We start from the raw sequence: 20,300 nt of genomic DNA on the forward strand, positions 1-20,300 counted from the left end.
CATAAAGAAGCGTTAGTATAGGTGCCATGCATTCTTGGCCAACACCTTCTTTTAGCCCCGTCCCAGGCGATGCGGCACAGCTCTATCTCTACGATTCCGCGAATCAAACCAAGGCCCCCGTGCAGGTAAAGGGGGATACCGCCACCATGTACGTGTGCGGCATTACCCCGTATGATTCGACCCACTTGGGTCACGCAGCCACCTATCTCACTTTTGACCTGATTTACCGGCAGTTCTTGGATGCAGGCAAGAAGGTTAATTACGCGCAAAATATCACCGACGTCGATGACCCACTCTTTGAGCGCGCGGAGCGCGACGGCGTTGATTGGCGCGAACTCGGCACCTCCCAGATCGACCTTTTCCGCTCCGATATGGAGCTTTTATCGGTCATCCCGCCGCAGCACTTCATTGGTGCCATGGAAACAGTCGATGAGATCGTGGACATGGTGCAAAAGTTGCTGGATAACGGCGCCGCTTACGTGGTGGATGACCCTGAGTATCCCGATGTGTATGCCTCCATCGATGCCACCGAGGAATTTGGTTATGAATCCAACTACTCGATGGAACAGATGCAGGAATTTTTTGCCGAGCGCGGCGGGGACCCCGATCGTCCAGGCAAGAAGCACCCCATGGATGCCCTGATTTGGCGTGCCCACCGCGAAGGTGAGCCGGCGTGGGAGTCTCCCTTCGGTCCAGGCCGCCCCGGCTGGCACATCGAGTGCTCTGCCATCGCCACCAACTACTTGGGTAGCACCTTTAATATCCAGGGCGGCGGCAGCGATCTGAAATTCCCGCACCACGAATTTTCCGCCGCGCATGCAGAGGCCGCATTGGGCGTTGACCGCATGGCGCAGTTTTATGTCCACACCGGAATGATCGGCCTGGACGGCGTAAAAATGTCCAAGTCCCTGGGAAACCTTGTCTTCGTGCACAAGCTTGTGGAGCAGGGCGAGGATCCCTCCGCTATTCGCCTCGGCGTATTTTCCGGTCATTACCGCGCCGAGCGGGACTGGTCCGATGAGGTGCTCGACCAGGCCAAGAACCGGCTGGCCACTTGGCGCTCTGCCCTCGAAACCCCTGGGTCCCTGTCGGCTGCGGAAGGTGCGGTAGCGGGGCTTCGCCAAGCACTTGCCGATGACCTCGATACCCCCACTGCGCTGCGCGCCATCGACGATTGGGCAGGCAGCGACCGTGGCGAAGACGAGGAAGGCGCTGCAGAGTTGGTGCGTACAGCACTTAATTCGCTGCTCGGCGTGCAGGCCTAGCCAACTTAAGGCAATATCGACAGCATGAGCATTCGCGCAGATTTCCAACCCACCGTTGATGAGTTCATTGCTGATCTTAAGTCCTTTGCCACCGGCGATTACCTCAAAGACGAGGAGAAAGAGTTCTGGGAGGCGCCGTTTGACGCGGCGGTGCTCCCAGAACTTAAAGGCCATCTCGAGCAGATGTTGGATGGGCTGGACGGTTTGCCGGACGATCCTGATGGCGGCCAGCTCGCCGCGGTATTGAATAAGACCGTGCAAAAACTCGCTACCTTTAATCGCAAACAGCACGATGCCGTGGTGGAGCCGGAGGAAAAGGAAGAAATCGCCGAGCTTATGTACAACGCTTCTGCGGCTACCGGTGCCGATGATGAGGCACTCTCACAGATCCCCGAGTTGGACTTCTAAAAACCTTTACGCCTGCAGCCTACTGTGGGTAAATTTCTACGGTGACGTTGATTGATCACCGCGCAGCGCGAATATTTCCTCCCCGTTGGGCCGTAGTTCCATGCCGGAAAAGCCGGTGGAGTGTGTATGACCACAGAAAGTGATTCCCAGCCTTTGTCCCGTCCCGCGGCGATTTTCTGGGATATGGATGGCACCTTGACCAACTCAGAGCCCTTGTGGGGTGAGGCGACGTACTATCTTTCGGAAGTGCTGGGCAAGCGCCTGACACCCAGGCAACGCATGGATACGGTCGGGGCTACCTTTCCTACGACGCTGCGCATTTGCGCTGATAATGCGGGAGTTTCCTTGGGCGAAGGCGACGTCGAAGCCTACCGGCGCAAGATGTTTGATTATGTGAAGACTCTTTTTGCTGGCCGCCTAGAAATCTTTCCCGGAATCCCGGAGCTTTTAACCGCGCTGCACCAAGACGGCATGCCGATGATGGTCACGACGAATACGGATCGCGACGTCGCGGACGCAGCCATCGCGGTAATAGGCCGGGAGTATTTCGTGGACACTATTTGCGGTGATGAAGTCCCCACCGGCAAGCCCGCTCCAGACATGTACTTGGAAGCGGCTCGGCGCCTTCAACTTGATCCAGCTCAGTGCCTCGTATTCGAAGACTCTCCGGCCGGTATGCGCGCGGCCGTTGCCGCGGGGTGCACCGTTATCGGTTTGCCCGAGGATGAAGGCGTGGAAGTACCGGAGGGGGTAGTGGAGATCTCCCGGCTGCGCGATTCTCGCCACCTTGCGGGCGCACGCCATGTAGATGTCTATGAATGGTTCCGGGCTATCCAGGAAATGAAATAAAATCCTTCGCATTGACCGCTTACCTGTGGAACAATAGGTAGCTGTGAAGGATTTTGAGACACTTTTTGCTGAGCTACTGAACAAAGCAGACCAGAAGCCCGAGGGCTCTGGGACCGTCCAGGCGTTGGAAGAAGGCGCCCATCATATTGGCAAAAAGATCATCGAAGAGGCAGGCGAAGTATGGATCGCCGCCGAATACCAGTCCGACGAGGAACTGGCGGAAGAAATGTCGCAGCTTATCTATTGGACGCAGGTCATGATGATCAAGCGCGGCCTGCGGCCTGAAGATATTTATAAATACCTATAACTTGTTGCCCACCTGCGGTGGAGCAGACTTCCTGGAGAACAGCATGATCAAAATTGCAGTACCAAATAAAGGTTCCCTATCAGAAGCGGCTTTAGAAATCCTTGGTGAGGCCGGATACAAGGGACGCGGTCACTCCAAAACCCTAAATGTGGTGGATCTAGACAATGGGGTGGAATTTTTCTTCCTCCGCCCGAAGGATATCGCAATCTATGTCGCCCGCGGCGTGCTCGACCTCGGGATCACAGGGCGCGATTTGGCGCTCGATTCCAACGCCCAATTTAAAGAAGTCCTCTCACTTGGCTTCGGTGACTCAACATTCCGCTACGCCGCACCCCAAGGAGAAGGGTGGGATATCTCTCACCTTGAGGGCAAGCGCGTAGCAACGTCGTACCCGAATTTGGTCCGACAGGACTTGGCGGAGAAGGGGATTTCCGCCGATGTGATCCGTCTCGACGGCGCGGTGGAAATATCCATCCACTTAGGTGTGGCCGATGCCATTGCCGATGTCGTGTCAACTGGTACTACGCTGCGACAGCAGGGTTTGGCACCCTTTGGTGAGCCCATCGTCAGCTCGGAAGCTGTCGTCATTAAACGCCACGATGCAGAGGTGACGCCGGAAGAGCAGGTTGTCTTGGGCCGCATCCAAGGTATTTTGCACGCCCGCACCTACCTCATGATCGATTACAACATCGCGGAAGCAAATCTGGACAAAGCAGCTGGTGTTACTCCGGGCCTGACTGGGCCGACGGTTTCACCGTTGGCGCGACAGGACTGGGTGGCGGTGCGTGCGATGGTTCCGCAAAAGGAAGCCAACCAGATTATGGATCGACTTTCCCAACTCGGTGCGGAGGCAATTTTGGCTTCCGATCTCCGTATTGCCCGCTTTTAGGGGGAGTATTAAATTCTTGGTCGTCCCAATTGGGGCGAAACGTGGCTACCATTGGCGCTTGAGATTATTCACTCGGACATCATTCTCGACAGGCAAAGGAGCCGCGCCATCATGGCAAAGTCGTCTAAGAAAGAAGAAAAAGACACTAAGTCTGCCGCAAAGCAAGCGGAGGATAAGCAGGAGGATAAGACCACCCAGTCTGCACAGCAAAAGGTAGCTGAGCAGAAGAAACCAAAGACGTCGAGCAAAAACACTCGTACGGAAACCGACCTGATCGGTGATTTGGAAATTCCTGCTGACGCCTACTTTGGTGTCCACACCGTCCGCGCGATGGATAACTTCCAGATTTCCTACGTGACCATTAACACCATTCCGCACTTCATCCGCGGCATGGTGAAGGTCAAGAAGGCCGCCGCGATGGCCAACCGTCGCCTGCACGTGCTGCCGAAGAAGAAGGCAGAGGCCATCATCTGGGCATGTGACCAGATCTTGGACGAGGGTCGCTGCATGGACCAGTTCCCGCTCGATGTATTCCAGGGCGGTGCCGGCACCTCGTTGAACATGAACACCAATGAGGTCGTTGCCAACCTGGCACTTGAGCACTTGGGGGAGGAGAAGGGCTCCTACGACATCATCAACCCCAATGACGATGTCAACATGTCCCAGTCCACCAACGACGCTTACCCAACTGGCTTCCGTCTGGGCCTGTACGCTGCCATCGATGACCTCATCGTGCGCATCGACAGCCTGCGTTCCGCATTCCAGGACAAAGGCAATGAGTTCCAAGACATCCTGAAGATGGGCCGCACCCAGCTGCAGGATGCCGTCCCCATGACTTTGGGCGATGAATTCAAGGGCTTTGCTAATAACCTGAACGAGGAGCAGGCCGTTCTGCGCGACGCACAGAGCCGCTTGCTGCAGATCAACCTCGGTGCAACCGCCATCGGCACCGGTGTTAACACTCCAGCCGGCTACCGTCACCAGGTAACCGCCGCCCTGTCTGAGGTCACTGGTCTGGAGATGAAGACTGCAAGCGACCTTATCGAGGCCACCTCTGACTGCGGTGCCTACGTCTTCTTGCACTCTGCCATCAAGCGCGCTGCCATGAAGCTCTCCAAGATTTGTAATGACTTGCGCCTGCTTTCCTCTGGCCCGCGCGCTGGCCTGGGCGAGATCAACCTGCCCGCCCGCCAGGCAGGTTCCTCCATCATGCCGGGTAAGGTCAACCCAGTTATCCCAGAGGTTGTCAACCAGACCTGCTTCAAGATCTTCGGCAATGACCACGTTGTGACCATGGCCGCAGAGGCTGGCCAGCTGCAGCTCAACGTGATGGAGCCGGTCATCGGTGAGGCACTGTTCCAGTCCATCCGCATCATGGGCAACGCGGTTGATGCGCTGCGTGAGAAGTGCGTCACCGGTATTACTGCCAACGCTGATGTGTGCCGCCAGTACGTGGAGAACTCCATCGGTATCGTTACCTACTTGAACCCATTTATTGGCCACCACAACGGTGATGAGGTTGCAAAGGAATCCCTCAAGACCGGCAAGGGCGTCAAGGAACTCGTGCTGGAGAAGGGTTTACTTGATGAGGCAACGCTGAACAAGGTCCTGTCGGTAGAAAACCTGATGCACCCAGAATTTCGCGGTCAGCTTTTCCTCGATGACAACTAAGTAAAGTTCGCGATCTGTAGTCCCGCATGAGGTGGGCGATGCCCATCCTCATGGAGGCGCCCACCATTCCGCACACACCGTGTTTACTTTTCCGTGGAAAGCGGAAAAGTATTCCATGGTGTGTGCGGTCTCTTACGTGAATGCCTGACTGGTGACTCACGGTTCCATAGTGCAGCGGCATGGAAATATACCGAACGGTTTATAACGCGAGGTAGAACACATGTGGGAAGCAGCACAAACGGGCGGAATATGTAAATAAAGCAACATATTCAGGGCAAAATAGAAGTGTAAGGGTGGTCCACGACCGGCAGGCTAAGGCGGGTCCACCACGTGTAGTTGAGAACGTGTGGAGCGTATCCATGGTTATTATTCATATTGTCATCGTTCTCGCGGCCATTATCCTGGGTGCGAGAATTGGGTCCATAGGCATCGGCATGGCCGGCGGCCTAGGCGTTCTCCTTTTGGGCGTTACGGGAGTTCCCGTAACCAGGGAAGACATTCCGTTCGACGTCATCGCCATTATTATGACGGTGATTGCGGCCATCGCCGCCATGCAAAAGGCCGGCGGCATGGACTATTTGGTTCACGTGGCCGAGAAGTTCCTGCGCAAAAACCCCAAAAAGATTACGTTTTACGCACCCATTGTGACCTGGTTGATGACGGTCTTGGCCGGTACCGGGCACACGTCCTTTTCCACGTTGCCGGTCATCGTAGAGGTAGCCAAGGAAGGCAAGGTTCGCCCGTCGCGCCCGCTATCTATCGCGGTTGTCGCTGCGCAGATGGGTATTTGTGCCTCGCCGATTTCTGCTGCAGTTGTCATCCTGGCTGGTCTGCTTGAGCCCATGGGGGTGGGGTACCTCCAGGTGCTCGGAGTGCTGATTCCAGCTACCTTCCTGTCCATCTTCCCGGCAGCTTGGCTTGCCAATAAGTTTGGCAAGGAACTAGAAGATGATCCTGTATACCAAGAGCGCAAGGCCCAAGGCCTGGTCAAAGAACCGATTGGTGCTAGTAAATATGAGCCAAAGGAAGGCGCTAAGTCTTCCGTAGTCATCTTTCTCATCGCCATCGTCGTCGTCATGGCGTGGGCTACCATTTCTTCCGAACAAGTTGGCCTGATTACGGATCCCACGTTGCCGCGCAATGAGGCAATCATGACCGTCATGCTCTCGGCCGCGACGATCATCGTCTTGAAAACCAAGATTCCGACCGGCGACGTGCTCAATACTCCGGTATTTAAATCGGGTATGTCCGCCTGCATCTGTGTGCTGGGCGTTGCGTGGTTGGGAACCACCTTGATCAACCACTACTTGGACGATATTCAAGCGCTGGCCGGCGACGTCATCGAAGCTTCGCCATGGTTGCTGGCAGTGGTGCTCTTCTTCGCCGCAGCCCTGCTGTACTCGCAGGCTGCTACCACTAAGGCGCTCATGCCCGCCGCATTGGCGCTAGGTGTTAACCCGGTTACCGCCGTGGCCGCATTCCCAGCAGTATCTGCTCTGTTCATCCTGCCGACGTACCCAACGTTGCTGGCAGCTGTCGAAATGGATGATACGGGCACGACCAAGATCGGCAAGGCCGTATTCAACCACCCATTCCTTATCCCCGGCGTGGTCAGCATCGTCGGTTCCGTGCTCCTTGGCTACGCACTCGGTGCGGTAATCATTTAGCGAGTCTTCGAACTCGAGGTCTTGGTGGCGTCTTCTCCGCGGAGAGGGCGCCACTTTTATGTGGAATCTTCACCAAAAGAAATGTTCTGCCTCACAGTTTATACCCCCATGCGACTTGGCTAATGCCAGAAATCGGTAGGGTAGATGCCATGACTACGCAGCCATCCGATGTTGAAATCGCTCAAGCCCATAACCTGCAGCCGATTGCGGAAATCGCAGACAAAGCAGGAATCCCAGAAGATGCAGTAATTCCTTTTGGTTCCACAAAAGCCAAGGTGGATATCACTAAGGTGGACTACGCCAAGGATAAGCGCGGCAAGCTCGTGTTGGTGACAGGAGTGTCCCCAACACCTGCCGGGGAAGGAAAATCTACGGTCCTCATCGGCTTGACCGATGCGCTGGATCAGATCGGGAAGAAGGCCATCGTGGCCCTCCGTGAGCCATCCCAAGGCCCGGTAATGGGTATCAAGGGTGGTGCCGCGGGCGGTGGCTACGCCCAGATTGTGCCGATGGAGGATATCAACCTGCACTTCACCGGTGACTTCCACGCCATTGCCGCGGCTACGAATACGCTTGCGGCCATCATCGATAATCACATTCACCAGGGCAACCAGCTGGGCATCGACCCGCGCCGCGTGACGTGGCAGCGCTGCGTCGACGTGAACGACCGCGCATTGCGCAATGTGGTGACCGGCCTTGGTGGATCGGCACACGGCGTGCCGGCAGAAACGGGCTTTACCATCACGGCGGCCTCCGAGATCATGGCGATTTTGTGTTTGGCGACGAGCCTCGATGACCTCAAGCAGCGGCTCGGCGATATTACCGTCGGGTTTACCTATGACCAGCGGCCGGTGACCGCGCGCGAGCTCGATGCGGAAGGCGCGCTGACCGCGCTGATGCGCGATGCCTTGAACCCGAACCTCGTGCAAACCCTCGGCGGGGTGCCCGCACTCGTGCACGGTGGCCCCTTCGCCAATATCGCGCACGGCTGCAACTCCTTGCTGGCGACGCAGACTGCCCTGCAGTTCGGCGATATCGTGCTGTCTGAGGCCGGCTTCGGCGCGGATCTCGGCGGCGAGAAGTTTATGGATATCAAGTCCCGGTTTGGTGACCTGGACGTGGCCGGCGCGGTGGTCGTGGCGACAATCCGCTCGCAGAAGTACAACGGGGGCGTTGCCAAGGATAAGCTCACCGAGGAAAATGTTGAGGCTCTGCAGAAGGGCATCGTCAACCTTGAGCGCCACGTAGAAAACCTGCGCAAGTTTGGTATCAAGCCCGTTGTCGCGCTGAACCTCTTCTGGTCCGATACGGAGGCGGAGCGCCAGTTTATGCGCGATTGGGCCAAGGACTTCGGCGTGGCCTTGGAAGAGGCCAACGTCTGGGCCGAAGGCGGCGCGGGAGCGACGAAGCTGGCCGAGACCTTGCTGGAGAACCTCGAGGGCGGCGCGCAGCAGCTCTATGATCCTGAAGAAGGCATCGAGGCCTCCATCGAGACCATCGCCCGCGAGATCTACCGCGCGGACCGCGTGGAATACGGCTCAAAGGCTGTGAAGGACTTGCAATACATCAAGGACAATGGCTGGGATAAATTACCCGTGGTCATTTCCAAGACGCAGTATTCCTTCTCGGATGAAGCAACCGCATTGGGCGCTCCGGAAGGCCACACGCTGCACGTGCGCGAGCTATTGCCGCGCACCGGTTCGGGGTTTATCGTGGTGCTTACCGGCAACGTGATGACCATGCCGGGCCTGCCCAAGAAGCCGGCGGCCAATAATATCGACGTCGCCGCCGATGGCACGGTATCCGGACTGTTCTAAAAGGAGTTAATCCGCCGCGGAGCCCGGCCAACCCGGGTACTCCGGCGGCGTGCCGCCAAATTCGGGGCAGATCGCCTGATGCGCGCACCAATTACAGAGCTTGGAGCGTTTCGGGCGAAAATCCCCGGCGCGCCCATCGGCCTCAATCTTGGCCCACAGCTGGCCTAGATCGCGCTCGAAGTATTCGAGTTCCTCCTGGGTAGGGGCTAAAAACATCGAATCCAGCACCTTTAGATACATCAGTCGTAGCTGGTGGGGGATTGTTCCCAACAGGCGCCAATACACTAGGGCATAAAACCGCATCTGGAATTGGGCGCTGTGGGAAAAGCGCGGTGCTGGTTTCTTGCCCGTTTTATAATCCACGACGCGCACCTCGCCGGTGGGGGCGCGGTCCACGCGGTCAATAAACCCGCGCACGGGCACGCCGTTGGGCAGAACCGTGTTGACATACATCTCGGTTTCTTGGCAGTCGAAGCCCTGCGGGTTTTCCATCTGGAAATAGCCTTTGAGCAGCTCGCGGGCGGCGACGAAGAAATCATACGTCTCGTCTTCGGACACGAGCTCGAGCAATTCAGCGTCCTGTTCCGTCATCGCTGCCCAGCTTGGCTTAATCATCTTTACTGCGGCTGGGTAAGTGCGCTCTTCGCGCGGGAGTTTATGCGTTTCTTCTAGGACCGCGTGGACCAGGGTTCCCATAACTTGGGCGATGGTCTTGGGCTCGGGAATCTTGTCGATGGCCCGGAAACGGTAGAGCAGAGGGCACTGCTGGTAGTCGGAGGCGCGCGAGGGCGACAGGGCAAGAGGGCGGGGAGTAGATGAAGTAGCCATGGTGTATCTAGCCTATCGCCGATAGTTTCGTGGCAAGCTAGAAGGTATGAGTTATACCGATAAGTTCCTTGATTTCTTGGCGGCTTCGCCGTCGTCGTACCACGCCGCGCATGAGGTAGCGCGCCAGCTGCAAGAATTCGGTTTCCAGGTCCAGGATGAGCGCGAGGACTGGTCGGCGGCACCGGGCGGGCACGTGATGGTCCGCGGCGGTGCAGTTGCCGCGTGGTACGTGCCGGAAGGCGCCGATAAGAATTCCGGTTTCCGCGTTATCGGTTCGCATACTGATTCGCCGGGGCTGGCGCTTAAGCCCACGCCCGATTTTTCTGCTGCGGGCTGGCAGCAGGTCGCGGTAGAAATCTACGGCGGCGCCTTGCTGCACACGTGGTTTGACCGCGAACTTACCGTCGCCGGCCAAGTTGTGACCACGGATGGACGCCAGCACTTGGTGAATACGGGCCCAGTTCTGCGCCTTCCTTCGCTGGCTATCCACTTGTACCGCAAGGATGAGTTCAAGCCGGACCGGCAAAAGCACATGCAGCCGGTGCTGACGGTGGGCGATGAAGATGCGTCGATCCTGCAGGTGGTGGGGGAGCAGGCGGGCATCGCCAAGCAGGATATCGCGTCCTTCAACCTGATTACGGCCGATGCCGCCCGAGGCGCGGTCTTTGGCGCGGGCGAAAAGTTTATCGCGGCTGGCCGCATGGATAACTTGTCTTCGGTGCATGCCTCGCTGGAGGCTATGCAGAGCGCTGCGCAGGACTATGACGGCTCCGATATTTTGGTTATGATGGCCTTTGACCACGAGGAAGTGGGATCGAGCTCCCGCTATGGTGCCGCCGGGCCCATCCTGCAGGACGTGTTGACCCGCACCGCCCGCGCGCTGGGGGCCAATGAGGAAGAGCGATTCCAGATGTTCGCCCGCTCAAGCTGCGTGTCTGCCGATGCCGCGCACTCGGTGCACCCCAATTACACGGATAAGCACGATCCCACCCACCAGCCGATCATTGGGCAGGGCCCAGTGACCAAGATCAACGGTAACCAGCGCTATGCCTCCGATGCGCAGACGATCGCGTTGTGGGAGACCGCGTGTGCCACGGCTGGGGTTCCGGTGCAGCGTTTCGTGGGCAATAACGATGTGCCGTGCGGATCGACCATCGGCCCCATTACCGCAACGCGATTGGGCATCGACACCGTCGATGTGGGCGTGCCGATGCTATCGATGCACTCCGCGCGCGAGATGGTGGGCGAGCAGGACCAAATATGGCTCTCGCGGGCACTTGAGGCATACTTGAAGGGTTAGTTTCCCACAACCTCGAGGAGTTTTGCGGCATGGCTTATTCTGGCCCCTTTTCCTATGGCGACCGCGTGCAGCTGACGGACGCCAAGCGGCGCCACTACACGGTCATTTTGAAAGAAGGAGGCCAGTTCCATTCCCATAAAGGCATAATCAACCACGATGACATCGTGGGAATGGATGAAGGTTCCGTCATCGAGTCCACCTTGGGCTCGTCCTTCCTGCTCTTCCGCCACCTCATGGTGGATCACGTCCTCTCGATGCCGCGCGGCGCCGCAGTCATCTACCCCAAGGACGCCGCACAAATCTTGGTCGAGGGCGATATTTTCATGGGCGCCCGCGTGCTTGAGGCTGGTGCGGGCTCCGGTGCCTTGTCGATGTCCCTCCTGCGCGCCGTGGGCCCCGAAGGCCACGTCTATTCCTACGAAATCCGTGAGGATCACTTGGAGTATGCGGTCGATAATGTCGAGGAATACTTTGGCAGCCGCCCCGAGTGGTGGTCGCCGCGCCTAGGGGATCTTGGCGATGTCACAGCCGAGGACCTAGGCGGCCCCGTTGACCGCATCATCTTGGACATGCTTGAGCCCTGGGAGAACTTGGAGACCGTACGCGATCTGCTGATCCCCGGCGGCGTGTTCATGACCTATGTGGCAACGGTCCCGCAGCTGATGAAGGTCATGGAGGGCATTCGCGAGTTGCAGTGCTTTACAGAGCCGAAGGCATGGGAGTCCCTGGTGCGCGAGTGGAAGGTAGAAGGCCTGGCCACCCGCCCAGAGCACCGCATGAATGCGCACACCGCATTCCTCATTTGGACCAGGCGGCTTGCCGATGGCGTCACCCCGCCGCGCCCCCAGCGCCGCGCCCGCAAATAGTATGCGCAGTATTTAAGTACACGGATGTAATTAATTGCTAAAGTGGCCTCGCTCATACCTTTTCGCGCGTTAAAGTGGTGTGCATGGATGAAGCCACGGATAATAAGCGGCAACTCAGCCAGCTTGCTGCGCGCAATCAAAAGCTGGTGGAGCTTTTACAGAAATCGCGCGCCGAGCTTGAGCAGTTATTTGCTGAGGTCAATGCACTTGCAGAGCCTGCCTCTACCTACGGTGTCTTTTTGGCCTACTCGCCGCACCAAAGCGAGGTAGGAACCACGGCGGAGGTTTATACCAACGGCCGCGTCATGCAGCTCAAGGTCTCTCCCAACGTGGAGCCGGGAAGCCTGCAGGTGGGCCAACAGGTGCGGCTGGGAGATGGCTTCGTGGTCGTCGAAGGCTGCGCCCCCACGAGCACCGGCGAGCTTGCCACCGTGGTCGAGCGCTTGGACCAGCGCCGGGCCGTCGTGGCTAATTCCGCGGGGGATAACCGCGTCGTTCTCCTCGCACAAGCGCTGCAAGAAAGCGTGCGCGCGGGCGAGGTCGTGCTGTTAGATACCAAGGCCTCCGTGGCCGTGGAAAAGGTGGATCAAGCAGAGGTATCCCAGCTCTCGCTGGAGGAAGTGCCAGATGTGCGCTACGAGGATATCGGCGGCCTAGACGAGCAAATTTCGCAGATCCGTGATTCCGTCGAGCTGCCCTTTATCCACCCAGAGCTCTACAGGGAATATGGCCTGCAACCACCCAAGGGCGTATTGCTTTATGGCCCACCCGGCTGCGGAAAGACGCTCATTGCTAAAGCAGTGGCGAACTCTTTGTCTACCCAAATGGGGGGAGACGGATCCAGCTACTTCCTCAATGTTAAGGGCCCAGAGCTGCTGAATAAGTACGTCGGCGAAACAGAGCGCCGCATCCGGCTGATCTTTGAGCGCGCCCGCGAGCTCGCCCAGGCCAGCGCGGATCGCCCGGTGGTCATCTTCTTTGATGAGATGGAATCCATTTTCCGCACCCGCGGATCCGGGGTCTCGTCCGATATGGAAACCACCGTAGTTCCACAGCTGCTAACGGAGCTCGACGGCGTGGAGGGCCTCAGCAATGTGGTCATCATCGGCGCCACCAATAGGGAAGAGCTCATTGACCCCGCCATCATGCGCCCGGGTCGGCTGGATATGAAGGTGCGCATCAATCGCCCCACCAAGCGCGGCGCGCGCGAGATCTTCGCCCGCCACTTCGATCCGTCCATTCCGCATGTGGGTGATATTGACGAGCTCATTGGCGATGCCGTGGATGAGCTGTATAGCGATAGGCCGTTTGCACAGCTGCACTTTAGCAATGGGCAGCGCCAGGTCCTGCACTACCGGGATTTCGTCTCTGGCGCGATGATTGCCAATATTTTGGCCCGGGCTAAAAAGCTGGCCATCAAGGAAGCTTTATCGCACCACGGTGCGGAGCGCGCCGTGGAGGAAGGCACTGGGGGCGTTGAAGGGGGCATCGGCAAGCAGCACCTGCGGGCAGCCATCGCCGCTGAGCAGGAGGAATCGGAATACATGCCCACCTCAACCAACCCCGAGGAATGGAGCAAGATTGTCTCCACGGATCACAGCGGTTCGCGCGTGACCAGTGTGGAACTTTTAAGCGGAAGGAGCTGTACGTGGCCCGCGTGCTAGGAACGGAAACGGAATACGGTATTTCTACGCCTGATTCGCCGGAGGAATCCCCAATCATTACCTCGACCCATGCGGTTGTGGCCTATGCCGCGCTGTATACGGGGGCGCGTTCGCGCTGGGATTTTGCGGAGGAACACCCCTTGCGGGACTCGCGCGGTTTCGATCTCAAGCGCTACGATACGGTTCCCGTGGTAGACCCCAATGCGGTGGGGGTAGCCAATGTTGTCACCCCGAGCGGGGCGCGGTTCTATGTGGACCACGCCCACCCCGAGTATTCGGCTCCGGAGTGCACGAATGCTTGGGACGCGACGCTCTATGATGTCGCCGGCGATTACACACTGCTGCAGGCCCGGGATGCCGTCGCGGAGCTAACAGCACAGGGAAAGTCCGTCTTGGCGGACCGGCAGCCGTGCCCGCCGCTACGGTTGTATAAAAACAACGTCGATGGCAAGGGTGCCAGCTACGGTTCGCATGAAAATTATCAGTATGCCCGCAGCACCGATTTTTCGGTCATGGCCCAAGCGCTGATCCCCTTCTTCGTGGCCCGTCAGGTCGTCATTGGTGCTGGGCGCATGGGGCGCGGCGAGTTTGGGGAGGAACCGGGGTTCCAGATTTCCCAGCGCGCGGATTATATTGAGCAGGAAATTTCCCTGGAAACCACCCTCAATCGCGGCATTATCAATACCCGCGACGAGCCCCATGCCATCCATGATGATTTTGGCCGCCTGCACGTCATCATTGGAGATGCGAATATGTCGCAGACCTCGACGCTGCTGAAATTGGGCATGACCTCGCTAGTGCTCGATGCCATTGAGGCGGGCACGGACTTTAGCGATCTGCGTTTGGCCGATGCCGTCGCGGAGGTCCCCCTGGTAAGCCGCGACCTTGAATTGCGCCACCGGCTCACGCTTGCCGATGGCCGCACGCTCACCGCCCTCGAGCTGCTCAACGAATACCGCCGCCGCCTGCAGCCGGAGACCGACGCCGATCACAAGGTGCTGGCGGCCTGGGACGAGGCAGTAGAGCTGCTTGCCGATGACCCCCTCAAGGCCTCCCACCTCTTAGATTGGGTGGCCAAGTACCGGTTGATCAAGAGCTACTTGGACCGCGGCATTGCCCCAGATGATCCCAAGCTGCGCCTTATTGACTTGCAATATGCGGAAATCGATCCGGAGAAGTCGCTGCATCATGCACTGGTGCGCAAGGGCCAGATGCGCCAGCTCTTTAGCGCCGAAGATTTGCACCGCGCTGCGGCCGAGCCGCCCGCTGATACGCGGGCATATTTCCGCGGGCGCATAACGCAGAAATTCGGCGAAGATATCATCGCTGCCAGCTGGCAAAGCCTCACCCTGCGCCGTGGTGATAAGGACGGACACGCCCGAAACGGAGTCTGGGCCACCGTGGCCATGGATGATGCCCGCGGGCTCACCCGCGCGGACTGCGAAAGCATCATCGAGGGCGCAAGTAGCGTAGAAGAGTTGCTGGAAGGCCTTGCTGCCATCGGTATCCAGCCCGAGTATCGTAAGTAATGATCGCCTAATACGACGAAAGGATGACAGCGTGTCCAATTCGAATCGCCAGGTCACTAGCAATAATGGGGGAAATGGCCCCGAGTCAGAGGAAGAATTTACCGCAACCCAGCTCAATATCAACACCTCTGGCACCGATGACCTGCTAGATGAGATCGATGGCCTGCTAGAAAATAACGCGGAAGAATTCGTCCGCTCCTACGTCCAAAAGGGCGGACAGTAGGCGTGGAATCCACCCGTCCCGTTTTTGCCCGGCGCATCATGGGTATCGAGACCGAATATGGCCTGTCCACGGCGACGCCGAAGAGCCAGCGGGCATTAAGCCCGGATGAGGTTGCGCGCGTGCTCTTCCGGCCGATCGTCGAAAAATACGCCTCGTCCAATATCTTTGCCACCAATGCCAGCCGCCTATACCTCGACGTCGGCTCGCACCCTGAGGTAGCTACCGCCGAGTGCGATAGCCTTAGCCAGCTGATCGCCTATGAATGCGCCGGTGACCGCGTGATGAACCGCCTTGCGCTGCAAGCGGAAGATGCGTTGGCCGCAGAAGGAAACGAGCGGCCGGTCTACCTGTTTAAGAACAACGTGGATTCCGCCGGGCACTCCTTTGGCTGCCACGAGAATTACCTCATTAGCCGGCATATGGTGCTCAAAGATCTGGGCGTAGAGCTCTTACCCTTTTTGATTACCCGCCAACTTATCTGCGGGGCGGGAATGGTGCAGCCAGCCAAGGGCGATCAACCCGCGCAATTCCTCTTATCCCAGCGCGCCGACCAGGTATGGGAGGGTGTCTCGTCTGCGACCACCCGTTCCCGGCCCATCATCAATACCCGCGATGAGCCGCACGGAGATTCCAAGCGCTTCCGCCGGATGCACATCATCGTCGGCGATTCCAATATGGCAGAGCCCACCATCGCATTGAAGGTCGGCTCCACCCTGCTCATGTTAGAGATGCTGGAGGCAGGCTTCGAGCTGCCCGAACTCGAGATCGCAGATCCAATCCACCACATTCGCACCATCGCGCGAGATGTGACAGGCTCTACACCGCTGCCGCTTGTTAGCGGGGGAACCATTACCGCCCTAGAAGTCCAGCAGCAGCTCTGTGCGCGGGCGCGCGATTGGCTCGCTCACCGCGAGGATGCCGGCACCCCCACGTCGGAATTGGAGCGTGTGGTTGACCTGTGGGAGCGCATCCTGCGCGCCATCGAGACCGGAGATTTCTCCGGCGTAAACCGCGAGATTGATTGGGTCATCAAGTTCGAGCTGCTCGAGCGCTACCGTTCCCGCCTAGGCGGTGACTGGGCGCATCCGAAACTTACGCAGGTTGATATGACCTATCACGATATCCGGCCCGGGCGAGGCTTATACGACGTGCTGCTGCGCCGCGGGATGATCGAGCGCTGGATTGAAGATGAAGACATCGAGCGTGCAATATCGACCGCGCCGCCGACCACGCGTGCGGCCTTGCGCGGCGCGTTCCTGACTGCCGCCGAAGACTGCGGTGCGCACGTGACCGTGGATTGGACGCGGCTGAAGGTCAACCGCCCCGAACCGCGCACCGAGGAGCTGCTGGATCCTTTCGCGTCCACTGATCCGCGCGTTGCGGCATTGCTAGACTATATGCACGATAATCACGCCTAGGGCGTGCACATTGAGCACTGGGGAGAGTAGACAACGTGGTGGCATCACGATCCACGCCGAGCCGGCAGGATGCGGCTGTAGAAAGGCTCACCAACCTATCCTTTGCGCTGCAAGGAGCGGCGAATTCGGGTGGTTCACCGGACCGCTCCGCGGCGTGGATTCGCAGCCACGTCGCAGGCTATAGCGATAAATCCGACGAGGCTTTTACCAAGGCCCTGGCGCGCGATATCGCCACTTTGCAACGCGCCGGAGTCCCCATCGTGCACACCGGTGGGGAAGACGGCGCCTCATACCGCCTCGACCAAAGCAATTACCAGCTCCCACCGGTGGAATTTTCGCCGGAAGAAGCGATGGTGCTTGGTATCGCAGGGGGAGTGGGAACCCCGGGTGGATTGAGCGATTTCTCCCTGTCAGGGTGGACCAAGATCGCCGCCTCGGGTGCCTCCCGGAACTTGGAGGGCGCGCCCGTCTATACCGCGGTCAATGACATCACCCGCCTTGCCCCCGAGGTGATCACTTTTGTTTTGGCCGCCGTGCGTAATAAAATTCGGATTACTTTTGCCTATCGCCCCCACCCAGCGGCAGAGACCGTGCGCCGCACCATGGATCCCTGGGGAGTGGTCAACCATCAAAGTCGCATCTATATCGTTGGCTTCGATGTTGACCGCGCCGCCCCGCGCGTCTTCCGGGCCTTAAGGCTTTCCGAGGTCAAAAGGTCACACCAGCCAGCTGAGCATTCCGAGCCGACGGTGGACATCGACAAGCTCGTCAAAGAGGCGCTACAACGCGGCGAAAAGGTGGACGCGACCCTGCATATTCCTGAAGGTCAAGCCCAAGAGCTAGAAAGCGCGGGGGAGCGCACCGTCGAAGGTACCGTAGTGCTGACCGGGGTCCAAAAGGATTGGTTGGTGCGCACCGCCGCAGGCTATGCCCCAGAAGTAAAAGTGCTCGATCCCCCCGAGGTGCGCACTGACATCATTAACCTTTTGCGCGCAGCCGCCAACCACAACGGAGCTGAGTAAACCAATGGCCGATGGATCTCATAAACTGCAAGCGCTCGTCCGGTCGCTGAACCTCATCCCGTACTTCCAAAACCATCCGGATAAAACTCCGATGGAGGCAGCCGCGGATTTGGGGATGGACCCAGGGGAGCTGAAAGATGCCGTGGACCGCCTATTTTGCTCTGGGACCGGCCGCAATACCGAAGAGCTCATCGATCTCTCTTTCAGCTACCGCGATGGGGTCACCATCTACAATGACCAAGGCTTGGGGCAAGCATTGCGGCTTACGCCGACCGAGGCGGGCGCGCTCTTACTTACCCTTGAGTCCCTCGAGGCTATGCCCGGGCTATTAGATGCGCGGGCGATTAAGTCTGCCGCGGCGAAATTGCGCTCCATTATGGATGAACGCACGCTGAGCATCTATGACACGTTATCGACGGTGGATCCGCAAGAATCCGACATCCAGGCAACCTTGAACCGCGGGCTTAATGAAAAACGGCGCATCCGGATGCGGTATTGGAGTGCTTCATCTAATAAAGAAACCGAGCGCCTAGTTGATCCGGCCCGGATTTTTATCGTGGATGCCGAGCCCTATCTCGCGGCGTGGGAAGAAGAAAAGCAGGGGCACAGGACCTTTCGTATTGACCGCATCAAGCATGCCGAGTTGACCGAGGAGACTGCTCATCCGCGCCTTAAAGAGCTGGATTTCGACGCTGCAGCACCCTTTAATTTAGGTACGGCGGATTCCGTGGAATTAATCATTCATGAAGAATTCACCTGGCTTGCAGAATACTACGATATGCAACTAGGCAAACGCCTGGAAAACGGCGCTATAGCTGCAACGATGCAGGTGGGGTCCGTTGATTGGCTGGTTCGTTTCGCCCTCGGGCAGGCCGATAGGTTTCGCGTTATAGCCCCTCAATCTATTGTGAATCTCATTGCGGAACGCGGAAATGCCGCGTTGAAGGGCTATACTTAAAATTCAGTTACTGCACGCACATGCGTCTTAAAATTGCCTCGCGAATTTTCCCGCGAAGTCAGGGAGCGCGGCGGCCATCTGGCGCAGGCAAAGAAGAACCGAAAGAGGATCTTATGACCTTAGGACCATTGGAAATCGGCCTGATTGTTCTCGTCATCATCTTGCTATTTGGCGCGAAGAAATTGCCGGATCTTGCTCGTTCCATGGGCCGCTCGATGCGCATTTTCAAATCTGAGGTCAATGAAATGCAATCGGAGGATACCAAGCGCTCTGAGACCCAAGCTCAACTGAGCCAGAAGCGCCAGCAGTCCGATGAGGAGTTCTGGAACCGCCCAGATATGCAGCCTGGCCACCAGCAGGGAAACTCTTCCTCCCAGAATTAACGCCTGCCAGCTAAAAAGGCGAACACGCTCTGCCTATGCACTCGTCGGCCGTGCCGGAGACCGGCCCTCAGAAATCGAGTGGGCAGGGTAGTGTTCGTTCTTGTGCGTTGAAAGAGCCAGATTGATGTCCTCACAGTCCAACCCTGCCGGTGAACACGGATCCCGCGTGCGCCGCAAGCGGCGAGGTTTTTCACGCAAGCCCAAGAACCCAACGGGCGAGATGACCTTAGTGCAGCACCTGCAAGAGCTGCGGCGAAGGATCATTATTTCCTTGCTGGCCTTGGTTATCGGCGCGATCATCGGTTTTATTTGGTACCAGCAGGCGCCCTTCCGGATTCCACCGCTGGGAGAAATCCTGCGCGAGCCTTATTGCTCATTGCCGGAAGATAAACGAGCCAACTTCAATAACGATGGCGAATGCCGCTTGCTTGCCACCAGCCCCTTCGAGATGCTCATTTTGCGCCTGAAGGTCGGTGCGTTGGCAGGTACGGTTATTTCGTCCCCAGTCTGGCTCTACCAGGTGTGGGCATTCATCGTGCCAGGCCTGCATAAGAATGAGCGCCGCTACACCTTGAGCTTCGTCGTTGTGGCCGTCTCCCTCTTCCTGGCGGGCGCCATCTTGGCCTACTTCATCTTGTCCGTGGGCTTGGAATTCCTCGTCGGCATTGGGGCTGAGTATCAAACCGCAGCATTAACTGGTGAGCGATACTTCTACTTCCTCTTGGCGCTCTTGCTCATCTTTGGCATCAGCTTCGAGATTCCGCTGTTAATCGTCTCGCTCAATCTCATCGGCGTCTTGGAATATAACCACGTTAAGGATAAGCGCCGCATCGTCATCGTCGTGGTGATGATCTTTGCCGCCTTCGTGACCCCAGGCCAAGATCCCTTTACGATGGTGGTATTGTCCGCCAGCCTGATGCTGCTTATCGAGATTGCCTTCCAGTTCTGCCGCATTCACGACAAGCGCCAGAACCGGCAGCGTCCTGACTGGATGGATCTTGATGATGAATCCGCGTCTGCGCTAGACGAAAGCCCCACTGGTGTGGGCGGGCCCGCGCCTGTCGATGCCCCGTCGGGCGTATATGCCTCGCCTAAGCCTGCGGCAGCTGGGGCGTCATCGCAGACCGTCCGCACGGAAAATCGGGCGTCGGATAGCACTTCCCAACGGGCTGAGGATCGCAAGGGTCCGCAGCGACCTACCGATGAAGGCGGCTTTTTCGACGATGTGCTTTAAGC

At 58.1% G+C, this 20,300-nt stretch carries 19 protein-coding genes; 18 read left to right on the forward strand and 1 reads right to left on the reverse strand.

Annotated elements, in window-relative coordinates; genetic code table 11:
* The first annotated feature begins 26 nt into the window (after window positions 1-26).
* The 8 genes from mshC to ABRP88_RS02230 all read left to right on the forward strand — a co-directional run bounded on the left by mshC (window position 27) and on the right by ABRP88_RS02230 (window position 8,873).
* Window positions 27-1,265 carry a cysteine--1-D-myo-inosityl 2-amino-2-deoxy-alpha-D-glucopyranoside ligase gene (gene mshC / locus ABRP88_RS02195; RefSeq protein ID WP_349835979.1) on the forward strand — a complete coding sequence of 413 codons (1,239 nt, stop codon included), beginning with the start codon at window positions 27-29 and terminating at the stop codon, window positions 1,263-1,265.
* A gap of 24 nt (window positions 1,266-1,289) precedes the next feature.
* Entirely contained in the window at window positions 1,290-1,673 is a 384-nt protein-coding gene (locus ABRP88_RS02200; protein WP_284782771.1) for a hypothetical protein, read from the forward strand.
* A gap of 126 nt (window positions 1,674-1,799) precedes the next feature.
* On the forward strand, window positions 1,800-2,522 hold the full coding sequence (locus ABRP88_RS02205) for an HAD family hydrolase (protein ID WP_284782774.1): 723 nt from the start codon (window positions 1,800-1,802) through the stop codon (window positions 2,520-2,522).
* A gap of 43 nt (window positions 2,523-2,565) precedes the next feature.
* Complete coding sequence (locus tag ABRP88_RS02210; protein WP_005279188.1) at window positions 2,566-2,829, forward strand: phosphoribosyl-ATP diphosphatase; 264 nt, start codon at window positions 2,566-2,568, stop codon at window positions 2,827-2,829.
* A 43-nt stretch (window positions 2,830-2,872) separates the two neighbouring features.
* The gene (gene hisG, locus ABRP88_RS02215) at window positions 2,873-3,718 is read left to right on the forward strand and encodes an ATP phosphoribosyltransferase (RefSeq protein WP_349835981.1); all 846 of its coding nucleotides are present in this window, start codon (window positions 2,873-2,875) and stop codon (window positions 3,716-3,718) included.
* 111 nt (window positions 3,719-3,829) lie between these two features.
* Window positions 3,830-5,389, forward strand: a complete 1,560-nt coding sequence (gene aspA, locus ABRP88_RS02220) for an aspartate ammonia-lyase (protein ID WP_349835982.1) — start codon at window positions 3,830-3,832, stop codon at window positions 5,387-5,389.
* Between the two features lie 359 nt (window positions 5,390-5,748).
* Window positions 5,749-7,056, forward strand: coding sequence for an anaerobic C4-dicarboxylate transporter (locus tag ABRP88_RS02225; RefSeq protein WP_284770660.1), 1,308 nt, complete (start codon window positions 5,749-5,751; stop codon window positions 7,054-7,056).
* Between the two features lie 149 nt (window positions 7,057-7,205).
* Window positions 7,206-8,873: a formate--tetrahydrofolate ligase gene (locus ABRP88_RS02230; RefSeq protein ID WP_349835984.1), complete on the forward strand. Its 1,668-nt coding sequence runs from the start codon at window positions 7,206-7,208 to the stop codon at window positions 8,871-8,873.
* Between the two features lie 6 nt (window positions 8,874-8,879).
* Here the strand turns inward: ABRP88_RS02230 and ABRP88_RS02235 are convergent, their stop codons facing one another.
* Entirely contained in the window at window positions 8,880-9,701 is an 822-nt protein-coding gene (locus tag ABRP88_RS02235; protein ID WP_349835986.1) for a RecB family exonuclease, read from the reverse strand.
* Between the two features lie 46 nt (window positions 9,702-9,747).
* Between ABRP88_RS02235 and ABRP88_RS02240 the strand changes: the two genes are divergently transcribed.
* The 10 genes from ABRP88_RS02240 (at window position 9,748) to tatC (ending at window position 20,298) form a co-directional block, all read left to right on the forward strand.
* Window positions 9,748-11,001: a M18 family aminopeptidase gene (locus tag ABRP88_RS02240; RefSeq protein WP_284782786.1), complete on the forward strand. Its 1,254-nt coding sequence runs from the start codon at window positions 9,748-9,750 to the stop codon at window positions 10,999-11,001.
* Between the two features lie 29 nt (window positions 11,002-11,030).
* Window positions 11,031-11,867, forward strand: a complete 837-nt coding sequence (locus tag ABRP88_RS02245; protein ID WP_284771882.1) for a tRNA (adenine-N1)-methyltransferase — start codon at window positions 11,031-11,033, stop codon at window positions 11,865-11,867.
* A gap of 83 nt (window positions 11,868-11,950) precedes the next feature.
* Window positions 11,951-13,531, forward strand: a complete 1,581-nt coding sequence (arc, locus tag ABRP88_RS02250) for a proteasome ATPase (protein WP_284770665.1) — start codon at window positions 11,951-11,953, stop codon at window positions 13,529-13,531.
* A complete protein-coding gene (gene dop, locus ABRP88_RS02255) occupies window positions 13,516-15,060 on the forward strand; it encodes a depupylase/deamidase Dop (protein WP_349835988.1) in 1,545 nt (514 codons plus the stop codon). The genes arc and dop overlap by 16 nt, the downstream gene beginning before the upstream one ends.
* A 31-nt stretch (window positions 15,061-15,091) precedes the next feature.
* Window positions 15,092-15,283: a ubiquitin-like protein Pup gene (locus ABRP88_RS02260; RefSeq protein ID WP_349835990.1), complete on the forward strand. Its 192-nt coding sequence runs from the start codon at window positions 15,092-15,094 to the stop codon at window positions 15,281-15,283.
* Window positions 15,284-15,321: 38 nt separating this feature from the next.
* The gene (gene pafA / locus ABRP88_RS02265; RefSeq protein WP_349836042.1) at window positions 15,322-16,701 is read left to right on the forward strand and encodes a Pup--protein ligase; all 1,380 of its coding nucleotides are present in this window, start codon (window positions 15,322-15,324) and stop codon (window positions 16,699-16,701) included.
* 35 nt (window positions 16,702-16,736) lie between these two features.
* Window positions 16,737-17,723, forward strand: a complete 987-nt coding sequence (locus tag ABRP88_RS02270; RefSeq protein ID WP_349835992.1) for a helix-turn-helix transcriptional regulator — start codon at window positions 16,737-16,739, stop codon at window positions 17,721-17,723.
* Between the two features lie 4 nt (window positions 17,724-17,727).
* Entirely contained in the window at window positions 17,728-18,681 is a 954-nt protein-coding gene (locus ABRP88_RS02275) for a helix-turn-helix transcriptional regulator (RefSeq protein WP_349835993.1), read from the forward strand.
* Between the two features lie 113 nt (window positions 18,682-18,794).
* Window positions 18,795-19,064, forward strand: coding sequence for a Sec-independent protein translocase subunit TatA (gene tatA / locus ABRP88_RS02280; protein ID WP_284770669.1), 270 nt, complete (start codon window positions 18,795-18,797; stop codon window positions 19,062-19,064).
* Between the two features lie 124 nt (window positions 19,065-19,188).
* Window positions 19,189-20,298: a twin-arginine translocase subunit TatC gene (tatC, locus tag ABRP88_RS02285; protein WP_349835995.1), complete on the forward strand. Its 1,110-nt coding sequence runs from the start codon at window positions 19,189-19,191 to the stop codon at window positions 20,296-20,298.
* Window positions 20,299-20,300: the final 2 nt, after the last annotated feature.

It is taken from the genome of Corynebacterium sp. KPL2734, assembly GCF_040225595.1.
In the GTDB taxonomy this organism is placed as follows: domain Bacteria; phylum Actinomycetota; class Actinomycetes; order Mycobacteriales; family Mycobacteriaceae; genus Corynebacterium; species Corynebacterium rhinophilum.